Raw genomic sequence first — 23943 nt, 5'->3', positions numbered from 1 at the left:
CAAAATGCCTGTTTGGCGCCAAAAACATGATCTTGATCAATACTCACAAGCTGCTAATATAGCCACATCGAATTACATATACCATTTTGTTATATGGGAATTTTTTCTAATTATAAAAACAGCAAGAAGCGAGTATCCCATGCACCACACATCCCCGCTTAGCCAGATCTACCTAGACGCCAACGCGACAACCCCGGTACTGCCTCAGGCAGCCAAGGCGGCACTGGGCGCCATGGAAGACCTTTTCGGTAACCCCTCGAGCAGCCATATCACGGGCCTGAAAGCCAAGAGCCTGATGGAGCAGACCCGCCTGCGCGCCAAGCAGATCCTGGGAAGCGGCCAGGGCAATATCATCTTTACTAGCGGCGCCACCGAAGGCATACAGACCGCCATTCTCTCCGCCCTCATCAAGGCCAAGGCTAGCCTGGATCCCAACAAGCAATACAGCCTGCTCTATGGAGCGACCGAACATAAGGCGGTGCCCAACTCATTGGCCCACTGGAATCAACTATTAGAGATAGGCGCCGAGCTCAAGGCGATTCCCGTCGACGACAAGGGTGCACTGGATCTCGACTTCATCGCCAGAGAGGTGCCCAACGCCCTAATGATCTGCACCATGGCGGTCAACAACGAAACCGGCGTCTATCAAGATCTTAAGGCACTCGATACCTGTATTCGTGATCACAACCCTGAGGTGTTCTGGATGGTGGATTGCGTCCAGGCCCTGGGCAAACGCCCGCTAGCGCTGGCGCAGACCAGCATAGACTACGCGCCATTCAGCGGTCATAAGCTGTATGCCCCCAAGGGGATCGGCTTCGTCTATATCCGTGATGGAGCCCCCTTCACCCCCTTCATCGCAGGTGGTGGCCAGGAGGGTGGACTGCGCTCCGGAACAGAGAACCTGCCAGGCATGGCGGCGCTGAATCAGGTGTTCGCCATGCTGCTGGCCGAGCAAGACAGCGCCTTCCATAGCCTGTCGACCCTTGTCGATTACCGCGAGCAGCTGGCCCAGGCATTGAAGCACGCCTTCCCGACCCTGGTGTTTAATCACAGCTTCGACAACAGCGTGCCCACCACCCTGAACTTTGCCGTGCCTGGCTTTAGCAGCAAGGAGATCATGGATCTCTTCGATGCCGCCAATATCCGCGTCAGCTCAGGTTCGGCCTGTAGCTCTAAGGTCACCCGCAGCTTCGTGCTCGATGCCATGGGCCTACCGGCTTGGCAGAGCGAGTCGGCCATTCGCCTCTCCTTCGGTCCGGCCATGACCCAGTCTGAGGTGGATCAGGCCTGCAAGCGCATTCAGTCCGCGGCCAACGCCCTAGGCAACAGCTGTCTCACCCTGAGCACAGACGATGCCACAACAGACAAAAAACCGCTGAACGGCCTGGTACAGCTCAAGTCTGGCTCCAGCTGCAGCTGGATCTATGCCGACCAAGAGAGCAAACAGGCGGTGGTTATCGATCCCCTGCCGGAACTCTATCAACGCATCGATACCCTGCTGCAGTGCCAGCAGCTAGAGCCTATCGCCTTCATTGACACCCATGGTCATGCCGATCATGTCTCGGGCCGCGTGGCATTAGCCGCCCGGTATCTGCCACAGCAGACGAGCGATCATCTGGGCTGGCCTGAGGATCACCAGATCACCGAGATAGGCGCCAGACCGGCGCAGGCAATCTCCCTAGGTCAGTACTCTCTGGTGAAGCTCGCCACCCCGGGCCACACCAACGACAGCATCAGCCTGCTGCTATGCTCACCCCAAGGCGAGGTGATCTACGGCTTCTGTGGCGATCTCATCTTGATGGGTAGCCTGGGCCGCACCAACTTCGACAGCAGCTGCGCCAAGCAGATGTACAACAGCCTCAAGCTGCTACACAGCCTGATTGGTGACGACACCCTGCTCTGCCCGAGCCACGACTACAACAACGAGTTCACCACCAGCTTCGCCGCCGAGTTCAGAGTCAATCCACTGCTCAACGAGGTGATCAACGGCACCATCTCTATGGCACAGTTCGAGCAGCAGAAGGCGAGACTGGATACCCATCTCAAAGATGAAGCCTGCAGCGAGATCATCTGCGGCGCCTACACCGACGGTTGCAGCAAGGCCAAGGTGAAAGAGTATGACAGCCAGTCGCTCCAGCTACAGCTGGGTCAGTCGCCGCAGCTTAAGTTACTGGATATTCGCGAGCCCCACGAATACGCCCTGCAGCATGAGCTGGGCACCCTGGGTGAGCAGACAATCAACGTGCCTATGACCAGGCTGGTGCAGTTCGTGCAGGAACATAAGCAGGAGAGTGACGCCGAGTGGGTACTGGTCTGTCGCAGCGGCAGCCGCTCGCTGGTGGCGGCCCAAGCACTTCACAGACTCGGCTTTAACAAGATAGCCCACCTCAAAGGCGGCTACGCGCTGAGCGACAGTTAAGGTTTGCTATTACCGCTTAGCTGACCGATACAAAAAAACCGCATCAAATGATGCGGTTTTTTATTGGCTTACACTAGACCACTAGAAGTAGTAGCCGAAGTTGATGTTAAAGCGCTTGTTGGTACCGCCATCGCCCACCATAGAGCCGCCGATGAAGGGCTGGTTCTCGGCCACCACGAAGTCGAAATAGGTATAGAGGCCACCTGCGGTGACCGCCACCCCAGTCACATTCATGAAGGTATCTTTCTGCCCGCCAGGCTTGTCGGTAACAAGCGAGTAGTCGTTATAGAAGGTCAGATTTGACACAGGCCCCCAGGCCACCGGCAGGCTATAGGCTATGTCGGCCACATAACTGGTCGCCTCGGCGGGGATCGAGTCATAGAAGGCATAGGCGGCAACCACCATGCGCTCCACATCCATGCCATCGACATCATATTTGTAGTCGGTGAGCTGCAACTTGAGGTTCCAGCGATCGTAATTGACCACGCCGTGCAGCGCCGCCGCGACCTGGTCGCCATCCGTGCCGTTCTCGATCTCCAGCTGACCCAACTGGCCCGATACACCCAGCTCCAGACTCACCTCATCAAACACGAAATTATGACTGTAGCGGGCATTGAAGGTGTTCTTCTCACCGGCGGCATAGCCAGCCGTAGGCGCATCATAGATCCCCTCACCAGGCAGACGAACGCCGACCACGTCATAAGCGTATCTGTGGGTGCGGTCCGACACGTAGCCGTCCAGGCCACCCTGCTCGTCATTCTTGTAGAAGGCCAGATCCAGTCGGTTAGCGTCACTCTTATAGGTGTAGTTCAGACCCAAGTCGTAGTCGTCTTCCAGGCCTAGATAGAAGTTTGAGCTAAAGAAGTAGTTGTTCGAGGCGTATGTCAGGATACCGAAAGGCACCTGGGTTACCCCTATCTTACCCTGCTGCTCATCGTCGAAGTTGTAACCCACCCAGGCGTGATGGATCACATTCATATACTCGAACCAACGGTACTGGGCAGAGAAGATAACGTCATCCAGATTACCGTTCACATCGATACGAAATAGGTCGAAGTCGAAGTCGCCACCGCGATCGGCGTTGGCATCGGAATAGTCCTCATAGGAATACTGGAAACGGGCCGCGCCGCCAAACTTGATCGACTTGTCCATCTCCTTTGCTTCGGGTGCCTGCTCCTTTTCGGCCTCCAGCTGCTCGATGCGCGCCTTGAGCGCCTTAAGCTCCTCATCTACCGTGGTGGCACCTGCGTTAGCGCTCAGGGCCAGCGCAATACAACTGGCTGCAAGTGTATAGCGAATCATCATTCATCCTCTTTGATTGACTTAATTTTATGCTTTCACACTGCCATCTGCCTTATAGATAGCAAGGGACTTGTGCCACTAGCGGTTAATCACGCCTAAACTTGAACAACCCCAATAAAAATCGAGTTGTAATAATTTAAACTCAAACAATAAAAACCATCAACGCTGCCATAACCAACATAAAGATAGAATTAAATCCGACAAAACAGGGCAAAAGTGAAAACTTATCTGCGAAAATGTAACACAAATCGCCCATTAATTACATATAAGAACAAATACCAACACCCTAAGTCGGTGAAACTTAGCCTCACAAATAGTAACAGCTCAAATCAACACAAGAGTAATTAGGCAAACAATGACTAATATGAAGATCAGTTTAAACGACTGCATGACCCAGTTGGAAAGCCACAAATGAGGTTACAGAGAAAACAAACAAGAAAACGTCAGATAATTAGAGAGAAGAAATACAGCTTCGACATTCGATAGCTCTGAAGACTAGCTATCGCAACGGACAGCTTGTCGTCGATAGCAGGCAGATTTCTTTAGGAAATTTGTGAGCGCCTGACCAAGAACTAAAGTGAAATGAAACAGATTTTAAATCGACTAGACAGGAGGAGAACTGCTGAGCCCCCTGAACCTATGGGGTATAAAGCGTGCGCTGACAGAAGCACAGCTTCTGTCAGCTTCAGATTAAATCGAAGTGAAAAACTTTAGCACCTTACGACTCTTCTGGCAGGCCGACATGCATATGGCCACTCTTATAATCTATGGTTAACACGAAATGTTTAAGCACGTCGTAACCCACTAGACCTTTAATATTCTTGCCTCTGATGTGAGAGAAGCTGGTACTCGCCTGGCCAGATATTTGCTCAACCTCTCCCTCACCGGGTACGCTTACCATTACATTTTCCAGCGTGAAGGGGCCAAACTCCACCTCGGGCATGCGAAAGTTATCTGTACTCGCCATGCCATTAACCCCAACACCCATACCGGATTCCTTGCCAAACTTGTCTAACCAATCATTTTCCGTGGCCATCAGTCGCTTTAGAAACAAGCCGCCGCTGTTGCCAGTGTCTAAGATAAGCCAGGCTTTCTTCTCGCCGTTCAGGCCGACCTGCACAACTGGCTGACCCGTACCACGATCCATCTCCATGCGAATATTTTCCAGCTTTGCCAGATCCACCGAATCTCGCTCAAATAACCTCATTCTCTGGTTAGGATAATCAATCTGAAAGATAAATTTCTCAAGCAGTCCAGCCCCGAGTAGCAGCTGTACCTCATGATGACCGATCCTCAGGCCCGCCAGCTGATCGAGCTCGATATCGGCGCCAAACAAGTTAGCGTTAACATTGTTAAACAGCTGACGCGTCTCGGTACCATAAACCCCTTTGATATTGATTTTGCCTCCCTTGGCAAACTCAAAACCATGGCGATTGATAAAACTCAAATTGATGGCATTGACCTGGGAGCCACTATCTAAGATGGCGCGCCCCTCTATGCCATTAATGGTCACAGGAAGGTTTATGTGGCCGTCGATAATCTTGAAATCGACCCAGTTAGTGACCGCAAGAGACGGGAAAGCGCTCAATAGAGCAAGTAGAGGGAGCAATAATTTACGGGTGATGGCAAACATCTATCATCCTTAATTTGACGAGAATTCCTTGGCGGTCAATCTAAAGTGGGAGCCCAAAATTGTCAATAAAATGTAACAAAACCTCTGCTACAGGAGATAGGAGATAATAGGAAAAAGCGCGGCGTCCTGCCGCGCGTGCTCGCTAAAGGGCACTCCTTGTTTTCGCCTCTCCCTACAGGTTAGGAATAAGGAGAGACAGAAAAGAAGGTTTCTTGTGCCCTAGAGCGTCACCAAGGAGACGCAACTGCGATGGCAAACTGAAAACATCGCGGCCTCCGGCCATCCCTGGCCCCATCGAATCACTTGGTCTTGGTGCAACAAACTAGTCTAGGGCTTCTAACTCCTTGCTCCCCTTAAGCACCTTGGCCTCATAGAGCCAGCAATACAGGGTCGGCAACACCAGCAACGTCAGCGCGGTAGAGCTAAACAGGCCGCCTATGATCACCACCGCCAGCGGCTTTTGGATCTCGCTGCCCACACCGCTAGACAGGAGTATTGGGATCAACCCCAGCGCCGAGGTCAGCGCCGTCATCAGCACGGGGCGAAGGCGTCCCACTGTGCCTTCATACACGCTGGTGTAGAGGGCTTCTCCCGACGCGCGCCTCTGGTTGATCGAGTCCACCAGCACCACGCCGTTAAGCACCGCTACCCCAAACAGGGTGATGAAGCCGATGGAGCTAGGCACAGACAGATAGGTGCCGCTGACATAGAGGGCCACCACACCTCCGATCAGCGCCAGCGGCACGTTGGCCATGATCAGCCCCACCTGCTTGATGGAGCCAAAGGAGAAGTAGAGCAGCAGGGCGATCAAGGCGATGGAGATGGGCACCACCAACATCAGCTTCTGCTGAGCCCGCTGCTGGTTCTCATACTGACCACCAACCACGACCGTATAGCCCGGCGGCAGATCCGCCTGGGGTACCATGGCGTAGATATCCTTGACCACAGAGCCCATGTCGCGTCCCGACACGTTGGCCTGCACCACCACCCGGCGCTGCACATCGTCACGACGAATATTGGGCGGCGCCATCTCGACCACTACGTCGGCCACCTCACCCAGGCGCACGGTGGCACCATTTACGCCACTGAGCAGCAGATCCTCCAGCGCATCGGGCGCGCTGCGATATTGGCTGGCCAGACGCACATTAATGTCGTATCTGGCGTTACCGTCGATCACCTGCCCAGCGCTGACACCACCAATGCCCTGGCTTACCAGGCTCATCACCTCATCGACGCTAATACCATAGCGAGCCAGTAGATCGCGCTTGGGACGCACCACCAGCTGGGCCTCGCCAGACACCTGTTCCAGGGAGACGTCGACCGCCCCCTCGATACCCGACACCAGCTCGCTGAGTTCCTGCCCCTTGCTGGAGAGCACCTCGAGATCCGGGCCAAACAACTTGATCGCCAGCTGGGCCTTCACCCCTGAAAGCAGCTCATCGACGCGGGTGGCGATGGGCTGAGAGAAGGTAAACAGCAGGCCGGGGAAGACGCTCAGCTTCTCTTCCATCTTGCGCTGTAGCTCGAGACGGCTCTCGGCGTGTTCCCACTGCTCGATCGGCTTGAGGCCGATATAGATCTCTATGTTGCTCACAGGCTCAGGGTCGCCCCCCAGTTCCGGGGCGCCGATACGGCTCAGGGCATAGTCGACCTCGGGGAAGGTCATCAACATGGCCTCGAGTTTAGGCGCCACATCCAGCGAGGTAGTCAAACTGGCCGTTGGGGCCAGGGTCACCCTTAGGTTGATGGTGCCCTCCTCGAGCTCGGGCACAAACTCTGTACCTAACCTTGGCAGCAGCGCCATGCTAATAGCAAACAGGGTCACAGCCGTCAGCAGCACCAACTTGGGCCTGCCCATGGTGGCACTAAGCAGGTGACGATACAGGGCCTCAACCGGCTTGAGCACCGGGCTCTCCCTCAGTGTCACGCCACGCTTAAATAGATAGACGGCAAGGGCCGGCACGCCGATCAGGGCCACAAACAGCGCCGCCACCATGGCCAGGATGATGCTCATCGCCATGGGCTGAAACAGCTTGCCCTCTACCCCTTCCAGGGCAAAAAGCGGCGCAAACACCACTATGATGATGGCGGTGGCGAAGAAGATGGGACTACACACCTCCTTGGCGGCCAGCATCACCCTCAGGGCGATGCCGCTGCGCTCTCCTTCCTCCCGACCATCTTCCTCGCCGTGGTAGGGGTCACACTCACCCGAGGCTCGCGCCTTGGCTTGATCGAAATGGCGCCTGTCTGGCTGGGTCAGGTGCTTGAAGATGTTCTCCACCATCACCACTGAGCCATCCACCAGCATGCCGATGGCCACCGCCAGCCCGCCGAGGGACATCAGGTTGGCCGACATGCCAAAGTAGGCCATCACCATCAAGGCCAGGCCGATGGAGACGGGGATAGAGAGCAGCACCAACAAAGTCGCGCGCAGGTTCACCAGGAAGAGCGCCAGGATAACCACGATAAACACGAAAGCCATCAAGAGGGCATCGCGCACCGTCTCTACCGCCTTGTTCACCAGATCCGCCTGATCGTAGAACACCTCGAAGGAGACGCCCTTGGGCAGGGCCTGTTCTATCATGGCGGTGCGGGCCGAGATATCGTCAATGGTCGCCTTGGTGTTGGCCCCCATACGCTTGAGCACCACGCCGGCAACCACTTCCCCCAGCGCCTGCGGCGTTCCGGCATCGTCGCGGCGGGTCATGGTCACCGCGCCCACACGGATCTCGGCGCCAAAGTCCACCTTGGCTATGTCGGCCACCCGCACCGGCGTGCCGCCTGCCTCGGTGAGCGGGATCTGGGCGATGGCCTCCAGGCCCGCCTCGCCTGCGGGTAGCAGGCCGTAGCCACGCACCACCAGCTGCTCCTGTCCCTGGTCCATAAACCAACCACCGGCGTTGCGGTTATTGCTCTCCAGCGCCTGGGTCACCTGGGCCATGGAGAGGCCATAGCTGCGCAGCTTGTTGGGCTCTATCTGCACCTGATACTGACGCACCTCGCCCCCGAAGGAGAGCACGTCGGTCACGCCGCCTACCGGCATCATGATGAGTTTCACCAGATAGTCGTTGAGGCTCCTTAGCTCGGCGGCATCTATACCGGACTCAGGCGTGGCTCGCAAAATGTACTGATAGATCTGTCCCAAGCCTGAGGTGTTGGGGCCTATCTCGGGCACACCCACCCCGTCAGGGATCATCTCCCTGGCGGCCTGCAGCTGCTCAAACACCTGTTGGCGGGCAAAGTAGATATCTGTGCCCTCGGCAAACACTACTGTCACTATGGAGAGGCCGGTGCGCGACAAGGAGCGCACCTCGGTCACCGATGGCAGGGCGTACATAGCCGATTCCACCGGGTAGCTGATCAGCTTTTCCACCTCCTCGGCCGCCAGCCCCTCGGCGGCGGTGTTGACCGTCACCTGCACATTGGTGACATCGGGAAAGGCATCGAGATTGAGCTTAGGTAACATGGCGACACTGGCTACCACACCACACAGCAGCGCCAGGGCCACCAGAAGCCGATTGCGTATCGCGCTATCGATAAGTTTCTGAAGCATAAGGGCTACCTCTTAGTGGTTGTGAATATCGAAGCCTGACTTGGCCTGCTCTGACGCCAGGAAGAAGGCGCCCGAGACCACCACCCGCATCTTGGGGCTCAGCCCCTGCACCAGGTTCATGCCACGTTGGCGCTCACTCACCTCGACCTCGACGGCCTCGAAGCCATCCCCCTCTTCGACAAACACCTGCCAGTCGCCGTCACCGCCGCGGGTCAGCGCCGCATCGGGCAAGATCACCCCATCCTGGCTGTTGTCGGCCAGATAGATCTCGGCAAACTGACCCGCGTGCAGCACATGGCCTGGGTTGGCGAAGGCCACCAGGATCTGCTCGGTGCGGGTGACGGCGTCGATCTCATGGGAGCGGCCAATCACTTCGGCCTCCAGGCTAAAGTCGCCCACTTTCACCAGCGCCTTGCTGCCCACCTTGATCTGTTGAGACTGGCTCGGCGTCACCTGAGCTTCGACCCAGAGGTGAGACTCGTCGGTGAGCTGCATCAGGGCGGTACCACCGCTGAACACCTGGCCTTTCATGGCCACATCCTGCTGTACCCGGCCGTCGAGCGGCGCCAGCAGCTGATAACTGCCGATCGTCTCTGGATCCGACTCCAGCGCCTTGATCTGCGCCGGCGTCATCTTGAGGGCGCCGAGTATGGCGCGCTTGAGTTCGGCATCCACCTGCGCCTGCAGACGGCGGCTGGCACTCACCGCGCTCTGGCTCATGCGTTTAACACGGCCCCACTCGGCCGCGGCATTGATGTAATCCGCCTGGGCCTGAGCCACGGCTGCGCCCCCCAGAGTCAACAGGGGCTGGCCCTTGGTGACCTCCTGTCCCGGCACCACATGACGCGCCAACACCCGCACATCCAGCTGGGGCGCCAGGGTCACGGTGCGCTCCCTGTCCACCACCAGGGTGGCAGTTGCGACTGCGGCCAGACTGAAGCCCTGACTGCTTACCTGCTCCACACGGATCCCCGCCAGCTGACGCTGCTCTTCGCTGAGCACTAGCTCGCCGCCATGAGCTTCTTCGTCGCCATGACTTTGTTCTTTCATCAGCTCTTGAGACATTTGCCCCTTAGCAGTCTCCGCAGCGTGATCATGCCCCTCGGCGCCGAGAGCAACCCCGCCTACGGCCGTCATGCTCATCAAGACGCCAAAGCCCATGGCCCGCATCAGTGGGCTTAGCTGTAGAAAATGTGTTCTATTTAATTGATTATTCATACTTCTCACCTAAATTCTTTATCCGTTTTGCTAAAATCCGCTCGCTAAAGCGTGCTCGCTAGCTTTAGCGCCTTAGCGCGACTAAACGCCTTCGCGGCCGAGTTGACGCTGCAGATAGTTCTCGAGCTGACCGCTCTGCCCCATCCAGTCGAGCCAGCTGCGGTAGAGGGCGCTCTCGAGGGAGAGACCCGCCAGATAGCTGTTAGCCAGCTGCCTCTGCCCCTGCAGGTAGTCGCTGGTGCTGATGTCGCCCGCACGCCATTGCTGTGACAGGGCATCCTGCACACCGGCGCCAGAGGTGAGCACCAACTCACGCCACTCGCGGTAACGCTGCTGCAGCCTGGGCAGGCTTAGGTGAAAGAGTTTGGCGGCCTGAGTGAGGCTACGCTCACGGGCCAGATAGTCTTGCTCGGCGATGGCGACCTGGGTTCCTGCCGCGGCCTTGGCCTCGCGATAATCGTTGCGGATCTGAATCGGGATCGACAGCCCCACTCCCAGCTTGTTCTCCTCGCCTTCACGCTCGGCGCTCAGGCTGATACTGGGGTCGGCGCTGGTGTCTGCCGCCACCTGCTGGCTGGCCAGCTTGGCCATCATCACCTGCTGGTAGGCGCCGGCCAGCGCGGGCAGATCTGGGCCGACCTCCTGACTGGTGTCGACACTGAGGGCGCCGATAAACTCGGCGAAGGGCAACTCCAGCTCGCCAAAGCGGCTGAGCACGCTGGCATCGGCGGCCAGTGAGGCCTGCTCGGCACTGGCGTGATCCGCGGCCTTACTGGCGAGATCCAGCTGCATCAACTGCAGCTCGGCTTGTGACAGGGCCCCCGCCTCCAGCTGTTGCTTGGCGATGGCGACCTGCTGTTTAGCGCTCTCTAGCAAACGTCCCTGAAAGGCGAGTAATTTCGCCTGCTGCGCCTGCTCCACCAGCGCCATCAGGAGTTCGCCATAGAGCTGGCTGCGGGCCAGACGATTGTCGGCCAGCAAGATCTCGGCCTCGAGCTGGGCAACACGTGTCGCCACTCCGCGCTTGTCGCCCCAGTCCAGGGTCTGACTCACCTCCAGGGTATAGGTATCTTCGCTGGCATTTTGGTAACTCACCCCCAGCTCAGGGTTATAGACGGGCCTGTCGGCGGCCTCCACCAACAACTGGGCCTGACGCACCTTGGCTTGCTGCGCCTGGATCTCTGGCAGTTGATTCACCTTACTCATCAAGGGAGCGAGCCAGCCCTGAAAACCTGTCTGCTCTATCTGTGCCAGCAAGGGGGCCGGCGCAATTTCTCCCGCTTCTGAGTAAAGGGTTTCGGCGAACAGGGGCGTGCCCCATATGGCGCCCAGTAATGCGGTGGCGATTAAGTTCTTTCTCATCGCAATTCCTAATCTTAAGGATCAGGCTTCTCTGCGGCCTGCCAAGGCAGGCTTAACCTTAGCCAGGCAGGCCATGCACAGCATCGACCCGCGGCAAGATAATTCACCACGGCCCAAGGCTGACAATTAACAGAAAACGCCCGATAAAAAACGGTAACCCAACAGCGCCCGCGCCATGCACAGGGCCTGAAAAGGCATTATTTTCAGAAGATTAAGAAAGTAAGATAGGTGGGCGATAAGCCGCTTGTTGCTCTGGTGGCAGGTAGTGCAATCTGGCGCTCGCAGGTTCATCGCTCACGGGCACAGAAGGGGTCAGGGCCAGCTGAGACACTAAGGTCACGTGACCGCCATGACACTGGCAGTCGAGGCATAGATCGAAGGTTTGAGTCTCTGTCTTGCTGATCTGGTGTTGATGTGGCGTCTCTAGCTCGGGCTCATCGAAGGCGCATTGGCAATCGACACACTGAGCTAGGCTCACCACTTCGGCAGTAAACTGCAGATGGGGATGGGTTTCGCTCTCCTCTTCATGGCTGCCAAGATGCAACTGATGCGCGCCAAGATTCGCCCCTGCAAACTGCAGTGCGACCACGGCGATCATCATCAAGGCAATCTTGTGAACCAGTTGTCGAAAGAAGAGGCTCAAGCAAACTCCAAAGGAGAAAAAGCGTAAAAAGGTCGAGTAATCAGACTCAAGGGGTGGCAAATAGTTCCACGGCTATCGCTAAATTAACAGGAGATTCCTCCCGTCATGCCAGCCAGATCACACTTGCCACCCGCTACGCCATTACTTGAATACGCAGTGCTTGGTGTAGTCGGCGGCTTCGTTGGCCGTCCAGTCACCCTTAGGCTTATCTTCCATCTGCTTACACCACTTTTCGCTACCTACCTCGGGAGCACAGCCAGAAAGTGACGCCATCAGAGCCAGGGCCAGTGCAGCAGACGTCAGAGAGAGTGAAGATTTTAACATGAGGATATTCCTTTAAGAGGTCAGATAATGTTGTTCCCAGTCACCGAGCCTAAGACTCGCGCACCAGTGGACAACTCAACTTAGCGGTGATCCACTCGATAGCCTGGGGCTTATCCTCGAGAGCATACCACGCCACCTCCCCTTGCATAAAGGGGCCCATGAGACGCACGGCGTTACCAAACCAATCGGGCCCGCCCACCAACACCAAGGCATCGAACCTGGGCAGTTGCAGTTCACCCACGCCCGAGAGTGACTGGCTCTCCCAGCCTTCCAGCAGCACGTCGGCCTCGATATAGAGACACACCTTGCCCGAGGCCTGCTGATATTCCTCAATGATGGGGACTATCTTGTTACAATAGTCCTGGGTCGACAATCGCCCGCTGGCAAATAAACTGATCACCCCATTGGTGATATCGGCGATTTGACATAACATACTCACACTCCGAGAAGGCGCCTAATTTGGCGACCATTTTGCATCATTTTGACTAGCCAATGATACAGGTCTAGATCAAATAAGCCGAACATGCCGACAAGCGAGCCCCCAGTTGATAAAGATCTCTCAGCGCGTCCAAATAGCCGATAACGAACTGGAATGGCAATTCATCCGCTCCAGCGGCGCCGGTGGCCAGCACCTCAACAAGGTCTCCACCGCGGCTCAGCTGATCTTCGACATTCGCCAATCCTCGCTGCCGGAGTTTTACCAGCAACGCCTGCTCGCCATGGCCGACCACCGCATCACCAAGAGCGGCAAGATCATCATCAAGTGTCAGGCCAGCCGCAGCCAGGATGCCAACCGTCAGACGGCATTGGAGCAGTTTATCGCCCTGGTGGCCAGCGTCGGCCACACCGCCAAGAAACGGGTCGCGACTAAACCTACCAAGACCAGCCAGCGCAGGCGGGTCGATAGCAAGAAACAGCGCGGCGCCACCAAGGCCCTCAGGCAGAAGCAGTTCTAATCCGTCCTCAATCTTTGCCTCATCTTGATTTTTGCTAACGAGACGCCAAAATCGCCGATAAGTGTGCTAAGTTGCAGGTATCTGACTTAAAAGACTGAATCCATAAGGTGTTGTGCATGAGTAAAGCGGTGAAAATTCTCCTGGTAAACGGCCCCAACCTCAACCTGCTGGGTCGACGCGAGCCCGGCCACTATGGTCATCACACCCTGGCGCAGATCGTCGAGCAGCTTAAGCTACTCGCTGCCGAGCATGGCGCCAGCCTGGATCATATTCAGTCCAACGCCGAACATGAGCTGATCGACGCCATACATCAGAGCGACGCCGACTTCATCATCATTAATCCGGCGGCCTTCACCCACACTAGCGTGGCCCTGAGAGACGCCCTGCTCGGCGTCGCCATCCCCTTCATCGAGGTGCACCTCTCTAACGTGCACGCCAGAGAGGCCTTCAGGCATCACTCCTACTTCTCAGACAAGGCGGTCGGCGTCATCTGCGGCCTGGGAGAACAAGGCTATCGCTACGCGCTGGACTCGGCCATCGCCCGCGTCAGAGCCGCTCAGGAGAAGTAGCCTGCCATGGATATTCGCAAGATAAAGAAACTGATCGAGCTGGTGCAGGCATCGGACATCACAGAGCTGGAGATCAAGGAGGGCGAGGAGTCGATTCGCCTCTGCCGCCAACCAGCCGTGCCCAGCGAGCAAAAGGCTGGCGTCACTCAAGCTAGCTCCTCCGGCGCAGGAGAACCGTCCGAGCAGGAAGATTATGATGAGGAGACGCTGCTGCGCTCCCCCATGGTGGGCACCTTCTATCTCGCCCCCGCGGTCGATGCCGCGCCGCTGGTCAAGTTGGGTCAGCGGGTCGAACAGGGCGAGCCTGTCTGCATCATAGAGGCGATGAAGATGATGAACCAAATTCAGGCACCTCACGCTGGCGTGGTGACTGCGATACTCTGCCAGAGCGGCGATGGCGTCGAGTTCGATCAGCCTCTAATGGTAATCGAATAATGATGATCAAATAGAGGCAGATCTAAATTCCAGGAGGCTAAGGTGACAGCTTTGATGCGTCGATTCGACAAGGTCCTGGTCGCCAATCGCGGCGAAATTGCCCTGCGCATCATACGCGCCTGTCGCCAGCTGGGCATAAAGACGGTCGCCGTCTACTCCAGAGCCGACAAAGATAGCGGCCACCAGAGGCTCGCCGACCAGCAGATCTGCATCGGCCCCGCCCCCGCCAAAGAGAGCTATCTCAACATCGCCGCCATCTTAAGCGCCGCCGATCTCGCCAGGGTCGATGCTATCCATCCGGGTTACGGCTTCCTGGCCGAAAACGCCGACTTCGCCCAGCAGGTAGTAGATAGCGGCTTTCACTTCATCGGCCCCAAGGCCGACACCATACGCCTGATGGGCGACAAAGTGAGCGCCATCGCCGCCATGAAGGCCGCAGGCGTGCCGACCGTGCCCGGCTCAGACGGCCTACTGGGCGATAATGAGGCCCAGAGCCTAGAGGTCGCGGCCCAAATCGGTTACCCGCTTATCATCAAGGCCACCGCAGGAGGTGGCGGTAAGGGGATGCGGGTCGTCGAGAATGAGGCCCAGCTGCTTGGGGCCATCGCACTCACCCGCCAGGAGGCCGAAGCCGCCTTCGGCAACGGCGGCGTCTACCTGGAGAAATATCTCACCCGGCCACGTCATATCGAGGTGCAGGTGCTCTGCGACCATCAGGGCCATTGCATCTCACTCGGCGAGCGTGACTGCTCGCTGCAAAGAGCGCAGCAGAAGGTGATTGAATCCGCTCCGGCGCCAGGGTTATCGCCCGAGCAGCGCCAACAGATAAGTGAGAGCTGCATCAAGGCCTGTCAGGCCATCGGCTATCGCGGCGCCGGTACCCTGGAGTTTCTCTATCAAGATGGCGAGTTCTACTTCATGGAGATGAATACCCGCATTCAGGTGGAGCACACCATCACAGAGATAGTCACCGGGGTAGACCTGTTAGTGCAGCAGCTCAGAGTTGCCCAGGGCGAGCCCCAGGCCTTAAAAGAATCGTTAATTCAGCCTCAGGGCCACGCCATCGAGTGCCGCATCAACGCCGAAGACCCCGCCAGCTTCGCCCCCTCTCCCGGGAGAATAGACAGGCTCGTGGTGCCTGGCGGCCTGGGGGTGCGCTGGGAATCTCACCTGTCCCCCGGCGCCAGTGTGCCGCCCTATTATGACGCCATGATCGCCAAGCTGATCACCTGGGGCGACGACAGAGCCCAGGCGATTGCCCGCATGCGCACCGCACTGGATGAGCTGGTGATCACTGGCGTTAAGACCAATGTGCCCCTACTCAGGGCGCTGCTGGTCGATCCTAAGGTGCAGCAGGGAGAGACCTCGATTCACTATCTGGAAGAGACCTTCTTGCCTGGACGATAAATGTCTGGAAGCTAAGTGCCTGGAAGATGAGTGCCCAGGCTTCAATGCCGACGCTAATGCCAACAACCGCTAATGCCAACAACCTAAGCTACCAGATATTTTTCGATATCCACCTCGTCTATCTGCTCCGGCGCCAGATAACGCTCGGCGTACTCCAGATAGATGCCGCTGGTGAGAAACAGCTTAAACACCTCACCATCCACGTGGCTGTCCAGCACCATCTTATGCAAAATATCGATGGCGACGCTCAGCGGCTTGGCCTTCTTGTAGGGCCTGTCGGCGGCGGTGAGCGCCTCGAAGATATCCGCCAGCACCAGGATGCGCTCGGGTATCGACAGCTGCTCGCCGGTAAGCTTTCTCGGGTAGCCGGTCCCCTTCAGCGTCTCGTGATGGGTGGAGGCATAACGGGGCACACGGGCCAGCTCTGGCGGGAATGGCAGGTTCTCCAGCATCTTGATGGTGCTGGTAATGTGCTGATTGATCTTGAATCTGTCTTCGTCGGTCAGGGTGCCGCGAGAGATGCTGAGGTTATAGATCTCGCCCTGATTGTAGAGCGCTTCGGGTACCGTCATCTTGATGCCAAACTTAGGGTCGAACAGCTCGGGGCGGTGACGGGCGATCACATGCTGGGGCTTATCGGCCAGCAGCTGCTCTGTCACCGGCAGACTGACCTCGGCGGAAAATTCAGGGTAATTCAGCTCCTCCACCGGCGACAGGCCGAGACGATCGTCGAAGTGGCGCTGCCAGGTGATTTTAGCCAGGGCCTTCAACCTGTCGATATCGGCCTGCTCCATAAACTCGCCGCCCACGTTGGCCCCGGCGATAAAGGCGAAATCCTCCGTCAGCTGCTCGCGGCGCCGCTCAAGCTCAGCTCTATGCTCGGACTCATGTTCTGGATCTGCCTGGCACTGCTCGAGACAATGGATCTCGGCATCGCGCCACAGCACCTCGAAGCGCATGCGCACCTCATGGATGCGGTTGTAGATCAACTCCAGCTTGCTGCCCTTATCCACGATATGCTCAGGCGTGGTGATCTTGCCGCAGTCGTGGAGCCAGGCGGCGATGCGAAACTCCCTGTGCTCATCGGCGTTCTTGAAGCGAAATTCCTTGAAGGCGGGCAGATCCGACTTGGCCGCATACTCGGCCAGCATCAGCCCCAGCTCGGGCACCCGGTTACAGTGACCTGCGGTGTAGGGAGATTTGTCATCGATCGCCTGAGCGATCAACTTGATGAAGGCGTCCATCAGTGCCTTGTGATCCTGCTCGTGCTGGCGAATCGACTCGGACATATCCACCAGGGAGATCGCCAGCTCATCGATCTCCTTGATATAGGAGTCCACCTTGGTCACCTCGTCATAGCGGCGGAACTTCACCTTGAGGTTTTCCAGCGCCAACAGTTTTATCGGTGAGATGATGGGGGAGGCAAACACCCAGGAAAACGGCAACGCCAGCAGCAAGCAGAGGCCTGTGATGGCAATCGACTTCTTCACCTTATCCAAGCTAGAGGCCAGCAGCATCTCCTGGGGCACCAGAATGGCAAAAAACTCCTGCTCGGCGGCGTGACTTCCGAGCGGCGAAACATAGACAAAACTGGGCTCGCCATTGAGCGTGATGGCGACAAGCTGCTTCTGCCGGCCGGGGTCGGCAGCGATATCGAGCAGCGCCTTGTAGGGCACAGTGCCCTGCACATTGGCTGGGGCCACCTGCTGCCCCTCGGCAAACCATTTGTTACGTAGTGCCCGCACCTGCCCTGGGCTGATCTGGGCGATCGCCCTGTCGATCAGTGCGATGACGTCGGCGTTCTCCGGGTGCATCACTATGCTCAGCCCGGCGTGAATGTCGATGGGGGCGTAATCCAGATCCTCGTGAAACTGTAGATCGTCGATAAAGTACTGCTGCGCCGTGTAGTGCAGCACTATGCTGTTATCAATGGCCGCAAACACCCGCCCCTCTTTCACCGCCTGCAGTATGCCCCGGGTCGATGACACCTCGACCACCTCGATCTCGGGAAAATACTGTCTGATGATGGGGATGATCGACCAGCCCTTGGGAATGGCCACCCGCCTGCCCGCCAGCTGGGCCACATGCTTTATCGGCGCCTGATCCGGCCCTGTCACGGCGGCGAAGGGCATGCTCAGAAAGGGCTGACTAAAGACCCCAAGCGATTGATTGGCCTCGCTGTTCAGCACAGAGTGCAGCAGGTTGATCTCCCGCGCCTTGAACTTGTCGACAAATTCCGGCCAGGTGAAGCCATTGTTATAGTTGATGGTTAGCCCCGTCATCTCGGCCACTAGATTAAGCACGTCTATGCTGTAGCCCATGGGGCGGCCGGCCACGGCAAAGTCGATCGGCGGCCAATCGGTCTCGTTAGAGGCGATAAGCGCCGGGGTATTGGCCACCAGCGCCTGCTCCTCTGGGGTCAAGGCCAGCGGCTTAGCCATGGGAATCTCCCCCTGAGTCGCCTGCAGACGATTGGAAGCTACCAGGGCGCCACTGGCGCGGTAGACATAGACCTCGCGCCCATCTTGAGCATCTCCCCTACCCAGCTGCGCCAGATAGTCATCCAGGCTCGACAGGGCCACATCCACCGCCAACACGGCATCGCTACCCGGCAGGCGGATCGAATAGGTGATCCCCGGCGCCTGCAGGTTCTGAAACAGGTAGGGCTCTGTCTTAAACACCTTGTCAGGGCGGGCGTCGATAAACCAGGGGCGGATGCTGGCGTCGTAATCCGTGGGCTCCATTCGGCTGGCGCGCTGATTAAAGTCGGCGTCTAAGTAATGAAAGGCGCGGATACGCCCCTGACCCTTACCTTGAATGCTGATGATCACCCAGCGATCTTCCAAGGAAGCCTTGAGCTGCCGTCGCACTATAGGATGGGCATCGAGATTCACCAGCTCGAACAGATCCCCATCAGGGCTGCCGAGATAGATGGCGTAGATAAACCTGGCCGAGCGCATCGCCTGGCTAAACACCTGCTTGGCCTCTTGGCTCAGCCCCATGGGCGTGTACAGGCCCTCGAAGTTAGCCACCAGCTTAGTGGTGTTGATCGCCTGGTTGTCGAGCTGATTCAGGTAACTGCCTGTGCTGTCGGCGCTCTGATTGTAGAGCTTGAGGCTGGCCTCGGTGGCCAGACGCTGGCTGAAATAATACTGCAGGCCGATGGCCACCACGGCGGTGAACAGGGTGGCGATGATAAAGGTGCCCACCACGGTAACGCGTATGGTAAGCCGCTTGGGTTTGGCTAAGGTGAGGCCCAGCATGCGGTGTCCTTTTCCCATGAGTATCCGACCCAATGAGTATAGTCAGAGATCCGCATGCCCCACGCTTAAAGTGAATTAACTCCCTAAAAAATCACAGATTAGGGGCTTTTCTTGCGCCAGGACTCGGGCAACTCCACCTGCTGCCACAGCTCCTGACACAGCTGCTCTCCCTGATGCCAGTTGCCCTGCTTTATCCAAGTCACTAAGGCATCGCCCACTTGAGGATAGTCGATAGGCTCTGGCTTGGAAGCCCGCAGCCAACGCTTAACCGCCGCGGGGTCGAGCCACTTCATGCTCTCGGCCGCCCCCAGCAGTTCCAGCGCCGCCACATTTGACAGCTGCTCGAACTGACCGTGTAGCGGCTTCACCAGCAGCTTCTTACCCAGGGTTAGCGCCTCACTCGCCAGCTCGAAACCGGCGCTGGCGATCACCCCACCGCACTGGGCCAACCTGGCCTTGAAGCCCTCGCGGTTAAAGCCAGACCAGATCACGTTGTCGGCGCACGCCGCAGGCGCGCCGGAGCCGTGAAAGACGTAGAAGCGATACTCGCTAAAGTCTTTGAGCAGCTGATGGATATCCTCAGGCGACTCGAACGGCAGATAGACCAGAATATCGTGGGAGTTATAGGCCACCGCCTCGCTCACCTCCACGAAGGGTGGCAGCAGGGGGAAGCCGAAGTGGTGCCAGTGGCAGCCAAGCGCCCTATCGACCGGGGCAAAGTAGTTAAGCAACATCTGATTAAACCAACCATTGCCCACCTTAGGCACATCATATTGCAGCGCCGCCTGATGGCTCACCCCGATAGAAGGCACCCCCTGAATGCGCGCCGCCCAGGCAGAGACGGGCTCGAAGTCGTTAAGCACCAGGTCGTAACCGCTGAGATCCAGGCCGCGCACATCCTTCACCAGGGCGCTCACCGAGTTCTGCAGCGCCGTCTTGGCGATGCTGACGCAGCCATTTTGGGTCGCGAAGGTTAATCCGGCCTGGGTGCGATACTCGCCGAAACACTGCATGTCGAAGTAGCGCTGACTGTCACGTCCCGAGAAGAAGAAATCGACATCGACCTGCTGATTTTTAAAGGCTTTTGCCATGACTCTGGCACGACTAAGATGGCCATTCCCTGTGCCTTGCACGCCGTAAAGAATACGCATGTTTGTGCTGACTCCTGCTAGTGATTTATTGACCGACGAGAGGTAATGCCAGGTAGCAACTCGTCACGCCCAGAAGGGCACCAGCCAGAATATCCAGCGGGTAATGCACGCCCAAGATGATACGCGAAACACCGATAGCCGTGGCCCAAGCGAAGGCGAGCCAGGCGAAAGTGGGATAACACCAGGCGATGGCACTGGCCATCACGAATGCCGCAGCCGTGTGGCCCGATGGCAGGCTGAACTTGTCTGACGGCTCGAAGGTCAGCATCAGACCGTTGCCGCCGGGCAGCGACTGATGGCAGGGGCGCGTGCGCCGAATGCTGTTCTTCAGCACCAGATAGAGGGGCAACTCTATGATGAAGGCGGTGAGCGCCGCATTGAACAGTGTCTCACCGCGCCCATCGAGCAGCTGTAGGAGCACACACAGATAGAGGTAATATGGTCCGTCGCCCGTGGCCGAGATGACTCTGGCCTTAGGATTTAGACGGTAAGCCACGCCATAGGCGTTGATCGCGGCAAAGGCCTGACGATCTAGCTTAGCTAAGGTCTGAAACATAAAAGGCTCCGGATCATGATGATATGATCAGGAGCCTAAAAACTCGCTATGACGCCTAGGTGACATCTAGCCTAAATATTTATGACAGCAAAGCTCGGCAGACACTAGGCCTCGGCGGTTTTACCCACCTGAGTCTTGGCACGGAACAGCTTCACTAGGTGATAGACGTTGATACAGGCAACAAAGGCATTCATGCCGGCAACCGGCCAGGCCGAGATGTAGATCCCGTAGATCACAAACAGTGCACAACCGGTAAAGTTAAGACATCTTAGCCAAACTATATCTTTCATCATCAAAGAGATAGCCACCATTACTGAGGCGGAATAGCCAATTAGTTCAATTGTGTTTGAAGCTTCCATAAGGCACCTTCTTAAGGCCCTCTGCCATCCATAAGCTAACTGGGGGATCCGTGCCCCTAAAGCAAGTTAAAGTTAAGTTAATCGTTACTGCCTACATGCTAACAAATTTAGCCCCAGCTTGTAATTAAAATACGTTATTTAATGACCTTGGTCATGTTTTTTGCACAATAAGAAAGCAATGTAAGAAAGATTACAACAAGTTAGCCAAACGCCGCTATTATCGCCAATAGCGTGAGTTATAACGCTTTTCTTTTTAAGAATCCCTTATATACTGGCTGGTAACAATATATTGCTGATTTATCCCAGTAAAATGCCTCTCTACAGGAGTATGACTTATGGAATACAACACCTCAGAACTTTGTGACACTTACATTGATGTGGTCGATGTTGTTGAACCCATGTTCAGTAATTACGGTGGTTGTAGCTCTTTCGGCGGTTCAATTAGCACCATTAAATGCTTCGAAGACAATGGATTAATCGCTGAAGTGCTGCAACAGGATGGTGAAGGCAAAGTACTGCTGGTCGATGGTGGCGGATCTCTGCGCCGCGCCTTGATCGACGCGAGCATCGCCGAGATCGCCGTGGCAAATAACTGGGAAGGCATTATCGTTTATGGTTCGGTGCGCGATGTCGACGCACTGGAAGATCTGGACATAGGCATCCAGGCCCTGGCCTCTATCCCTGTGGGCGCAGACGGCCACGGCGTGGGCGAACTGGAGATCCCGGTTAACTTCGGCGGCGTCACCTTCCTGCCAGCCGACCATATCTACGCTGACAACACAGGCATCATCCTGTCACCCGAGCCACTAGATATCGATTAAGCAGATGCCCGAAATGGCATGATGATTTTGGCTTGGCTGTTTAGGCTAGATAAGTTAGCCCTAGCCTGAAAGCAAAAAGGACGACCATGAGTCGTCCTTTTTTGTGGCCTATCGATGGCCCCTTGTCTCTGCAGCCACTTCTGCTAGTTATTGTTTCAACCGGGCTAGCTGCTTAAGGGCATGTTGATTGTGCGGCAAAAACTCGAGTACTTTTTCGTAATGAGCTATCGCTTCAAGCTTATTGCCAAGCGCAGCATAGGTTTCAGCTAGGCTATCATAGGCATTGGCATAGTCGGGAAACAGATGAACATTGAGCTTAAATATCTCTAATGCCTTTGCTAGGTCATTTTTAGCCACATAGCGATAGCCCAAAAGGTTGACTTCTTGCACATCAAACTGTGCACTTGCTTTCATTTTATCTGCTAAAGCAATGGCTTGGTTAAAGCCCTGTGTTTTCATTCCTTGGAAAAGTGTGAATAAGTCTTTTGACAATCCCCAACCATTTTCAGCTTTCATCTCAGGGTAATAAAAGCCTGCAATTTCATCGATGAAGAATATAGGTAAGCTACCTAACTTATTGGTTAATACAATGATGGTTAAGTTATCTTCAGGATAAATCACCATTGAAGTGGCATCGCCACCACTGGCACTCACTGCCGGATGCTGTTCTCGTCCAATCGTCTGCCAGCCAAGGGCATAGCCATTTTCTAAATTACTAAAGCCTGCGGTTTGACCATTATTTAAACGAGTAGGTGTCCACAACTCTTTAAGGAGCTCCTTATCGAGCAATTTTTGTTGTTGCAGCGCTATCGCGTAATTAGCAAGCTCGGTCGCGGTTGCACTCATACCCGCCGCGGTTCTAAAGAAGGGGTCGTAAGTAATTTGTACTGTCTGAAACTTTCCCTGATTATCAGCAAAATAGGGACGAGCCTGATTGGGAACTATGGATTCAGTATGGGCAAAACCTGCCGCCAAGGTGATAGGCATATCTAGCTTAGCTAACTGATTTTGCTGAATATAGTTGGCAAACGGCTGGCCCGATAACTTATCAATAATTTTACCCAACAAGATATAACCTGTTTGGTTATATTCAAAACGGGTATTGATTTCATAACGCATAGGTAAGGTAAGTACTTCCTGCCACGCCGGTTCGGGTTGACCATTGGCAATTAAATCAACCCAATGACCATTTAATATCTTGGGTAGACCAGAGGTATGGCTTAGCACCTGGCGGATAGTTAGTGGTTGCCACGCTTTAGGCAAATCATCTAAATGCTTTGAAAGCGGATCGTTGACCGATAACTTGTTCTCTGCGGCAAGTTGCATAATAGCAACACCGGTAAAGGCTTTCGTCATCGAATAAATGGGAAAAGGGGTATGGTTTTTTACTGTGACGTGATCTTGCAAGTTTGACAGACCATAGCTGGCTTTTTTTATCAGCTTATTGTCTTTGACGACTGCCAGCTGTAATCCGGGAATATTGGCTGTGCGCATTTTCTCCAACAGAAAATCGTCTATTTCATCGGCTTTTACCTGTGAGAGTCCACCGATCAGTAATAGTGTGCTTAATGAGACAACATGTAAGCGGAGACGAATGTTTTTCCTAAACATCAGAACAGGATTTCCTTAATTGTAATCGTTGAGATAAAACACCCTTTATAGCGCTTGATAAGTAGCAAAAGTATAAGGTGCAGGGTATGACACCCGAAGTGAGTTATCTAAATTAGCTTCGAGTGATAGTGCGCATAGTCTACCGATATTTACCCTAATGACAATTACTTAGGTATTGCACTGTCACCCGAGCCGTTAGACATAGATCAAGCTGACGCCGAAATCGGCTGAGAGATTTAAGCTTGGAAATTTCGCTCGACGTACGGCTTCGCCGCGAAACTCTTGGGTATAGGCCTTGGTTCTTTTCTTTGTCGTCATGAGACACCTCTTTCTGACTATAGAAGGTGTCTACTTTTTTTGG

At 55.8% G+C, this 23943-nt stretch carries 20 protein-coding genes; 6 read left to right on the top strand and 14 right to left on the bottom strand.

Features of this window, described 5'->3' with window-relative positions; translation table 11 throughout:
• Window positions 1-139: 139 nt before the first annotated feature.
• On the top strand, window positions 140-2419 hold the full coding sequence (locus tag AYI87_RS12885) for an aminotransferase class V-fold PLP-dependent enzyme (protein WP_144202628.1): 2280 nt from the start codon (window positions 140-142) through the stop codon (window positions 2417-2419).
• A gap of 81 nt (window positions 2420-2500) precedes the next feature.
• Here the strand turns inward: AYI87_RS12885 and AYI87_RS12880 are convergent, their stop codons facing one another.
• The 8 genes from AYI87_RS12880 to AYI87_RS12845 form a co-directional block, all read right to left on the bottom strand.
• The gene (locus tag AYI87_RS12880) at window positions 2501-3721 is read right to left on the bottom strand and encodes a carbohydrate porin (RefSeq protein ID WP_144202795.1); all 1221 of its coding nucleotides are present in this window, start codon (window positions 3719-3721) and stop codon (window positions 2501-2503) included.
• A gap of 718 nt (window positions 3722-4439) precedes the next feature.
• Window positions 4440-5354 (bottom strand): pepsin/retropepsin-like aspartic protease family protein, encoded by a 915-nt coding sequence (locus AYI87_RS12875; RefSeq protein WP_144202626.1) that lies wholly within the window; start codon window positions 5352-5354, stop codon window positions 4440-4442.
• A 322-nt stretch (window positions 5355-5676) separates the two neighbouring features.
• Complete coding sequence (locus AYI87_RS12870; protein ID WP_144202624.1) at window positions 5677-8907, bottom strand: efflux RND transporter permease subunit; 3231 nt, start codon at window positions 8905-8907, stop codon at window positions 5677-5679.
• A gap of 12 nt (window positions 8908-8919) precedes the next feature.
• Window positions 8920-10125, bottom strand: coding sequence for an efflux RND transporter periplasmic adaptor subunit (locus AYI87_RS12865; protein ID WP_144202622.1), 1206 nt, complete (start codon window positions 10123-10125; stop codon window positions 8920-8922).
• Window positions 10126-10206: 81 nt separating this feature from the next.
• Window positions 10207-11487, bottom strand: a complete 1281-nt coding sequence (locus tag AYI87_RS12860) for a TolC family protein (RefSeq protein ID WP_144202621.1) — start codon at window positions 11485-11487, stop codon at window positions 10207-10209.
• Window positions 11488-11698: 211 nt separating this feature from the next.
• The gene (locus tag AYI87_RS12855; RefSeq protein WP_144202619.1) at window positions 11699-12130 is read right to left on the bottom strand and encodes a hypothetical protein; all 432 of its coding nucleotides are present in this window, start codon (window positions 12128-12130) and stop codon (window positions 11699-11701) included.
• A gap of 141 nt (window positions 12131-12271) precedes the next feature.
• Window positions 12272-12454 carry a DUF3012 domain-containing protein gene (locus tag AYI87_RS12850; RefSeq protein ID WP_011867156.1) on the bottom strand — a complete coding sequence of 61 codons (183 nt, stop codon included), beginning with the start codon at window positions 12452-12454 and terminating at the stop codon, window positions 12272-12274.
• Window positions 12455-12503: 49 nt separating this feature from the next.
• Window positions 12504-12887 carry an STAS/SEC14 domain-containing protein gene (locus AYI87_RS12845; RefSeq protein WP_011867157.1) on the bottom strand — a complete coding sequence of 128 codons (384 nt, stop codon included), beginning with the start codon at window positions 12885-12887 and terminating at the stop codon, window positions 12504-12506.
• Window positions 12888-12999: 112 nt separating this feature from the next.
• On the opposite strand from AYI87_RS12845, the gene arfB reads away from it, so the two are divergent.
• From arfB to accC, 4 genes are all read left to right on the top strand, one after another.
• On the top strand, window positions 13000-13410 hold the full coding sequence (arfB, locus tag AYI87_RS12840; protein WP_144202617.1) for an alternative ribosome rescue aminoacyl-tRNA hydrolase ArfB: 411 nt from the start codon (window positions 13000-13002) through the stop codon (window positions 13408-13410).
• Between the two features lie 116 nt (window positions 13411-13526).
• Window positions 13527-13979, top strand: coding sequence for a type II 3-dehydroquinate dehydratase (aroQ, locus tag AYI87_RS12835; protein WP_144202615.1), 453 nt, complete (start codon window positions 13527-13529; stop codon window positions 13977-13979).
• Window positions 13980-13985: 6 nt separating this feature from the next.
• Window positions 13986-14414 (top strand): acetyl-CoA carboxylase biotin carboxyl carrier protein, encoded by a 429-nt coding sequence (accB, locus tag AYI87_RS12830; RefSeq protein WP_144202613.1) that lies wholly within the window; start codon window positions 13986-13988, stop codon window positions 14412-14414.
• 54 nt (window positions 14415-14468) lie between these two features.
• The gene (gene accC, locus AYI87_RS12825; protein ID WP_144202793.1) at window positions 14469-15821 is read left to right on the top strand and encodes an acetyl-CoA carboxylase biotin carboxylase subunit; all 1353 of its coding nucleotides are present in this window, start codon (window positions 14469-14471) and stop codon (window positions 15819-15821) included.
• A gap of 83 nt (window positions 15822-15904) precedes the next feature.
• On the opposite strand, the gene AYI87_RS12820 is transcribed toward accC, so the two are convergent.
• From AYI87_RS12820 to AYI87_RS12805, 4 genes are all read right to left on the bottom strand, one after another.
• Entirely contained in the window at window positions 15905-19102 is a 3198-nt protein-coding gene (locus AYI87_RS12820) for an HD domain-containing phosphohydrolase (RefSeq protein WP_144202611.1), read from the bottom strand.
• Between the two features lie 80 nt (window positions 19103-19182).
• Window positions 19183-20235 carry an MJ1255/VC2487 family glycosyltransferase gene (locus tag AYI87_RS12815; protein WP_144202609.1) on the bottom strand — a complete coding sequence of 351 codons (1053 nt, stop codon included), beginning with the start codon at window positions 20233-20235 and terminating at the stop codon, window positions 19183-19185.
• A 25-nt stretch (window positions 20236-20260) separates the two neighbouring features.
• Window positions 20261-20791 carry a phosphatase PAP2 family protein gene (locus tag AYI87_RS12810; RefSeq protein WP_144202607.1) on the bottom strand — a complete coding sequence of 177 codons (531 nt, stop codon included), beginning with the start codon at window positions 20789-20791 and terminating at the stop codon, window positions 20261-20263.
• A gap of 104 nt (window positions 20792-20895) precedes the next feature.
• Entirely contained in the window at window positions 20896-21150 is a 255-nt protein-coding gene (locus AYI87_RS12805) for a YgjV family protein (protein ID WP_011867165.1), read from the bottom strand.
• A 335-nt stretch (window positions 21151-21485) separates the two neighbouring features.
• On the opposite strand from AYI87_RS12805, the gene rraA reads away from it, so the two are divergent.
• Window positions 21486-21971 carry a ribonuclease E activity regulator RraA gene (rraA, locus tag AYI87_RS12800; protein WP_033539480.1) on the top strand — a complete coding sequence of 162 codons (486 nt, stop codon included), beginning with the start codon at window positions 21486-21488 and terminating at the stop codon, window positions 21969-21971.
• 147 nt (window positions 21972-22118) lie between these two features.
• Here rraA and AYI87_RS12795 read toward each other — a convergent pair whose 3' ends face one another.
• Both AYI87_RS12795 and AYI87_RS21445 read right to left on the bottom strand, forming a co-directional pair.
• Window positions 22119-23582, bottom strand: coding sequence for a serine hydrolase domain-containing protein (locus AYI87_RS12795; RefSeq protein WP_144202605.1), 1464 nt, complete (start codon window positions 23580-23582; stop codon window positions 22119-22121).
• A gap of 195 nt (window positions 23583-23777) precedes the next feature.
• On the bottom strand, window positions 23778-23900 hold the full coding sequence (locus AYI87_RS21445) for a hypothetical protein (RefSeq protein ID WP_260865136.1): 123 nt from the start codon (window positions 23898-23900) through the stop codon (window positions 23778-23780).
• Window positions 23901-23943 lie beyond the last annotated feature (43 nt).

Origin of the sequence: Shewanella sp. KCT, from assembly GCF_007636505.1 — a bacterium.
In the GTDB taxonomy this organism is placed as follows: Bacteria; Pseudomonadota; Gammaproteobacteria; order Enterobacterales; family Shewanellaceae; genus Shewanella; species Shewanella halotolerans.
Note: the sequence above shows the minus strand (reverse complement) of the source record. Positions and strands in the feature narration are given on the sequence as shown.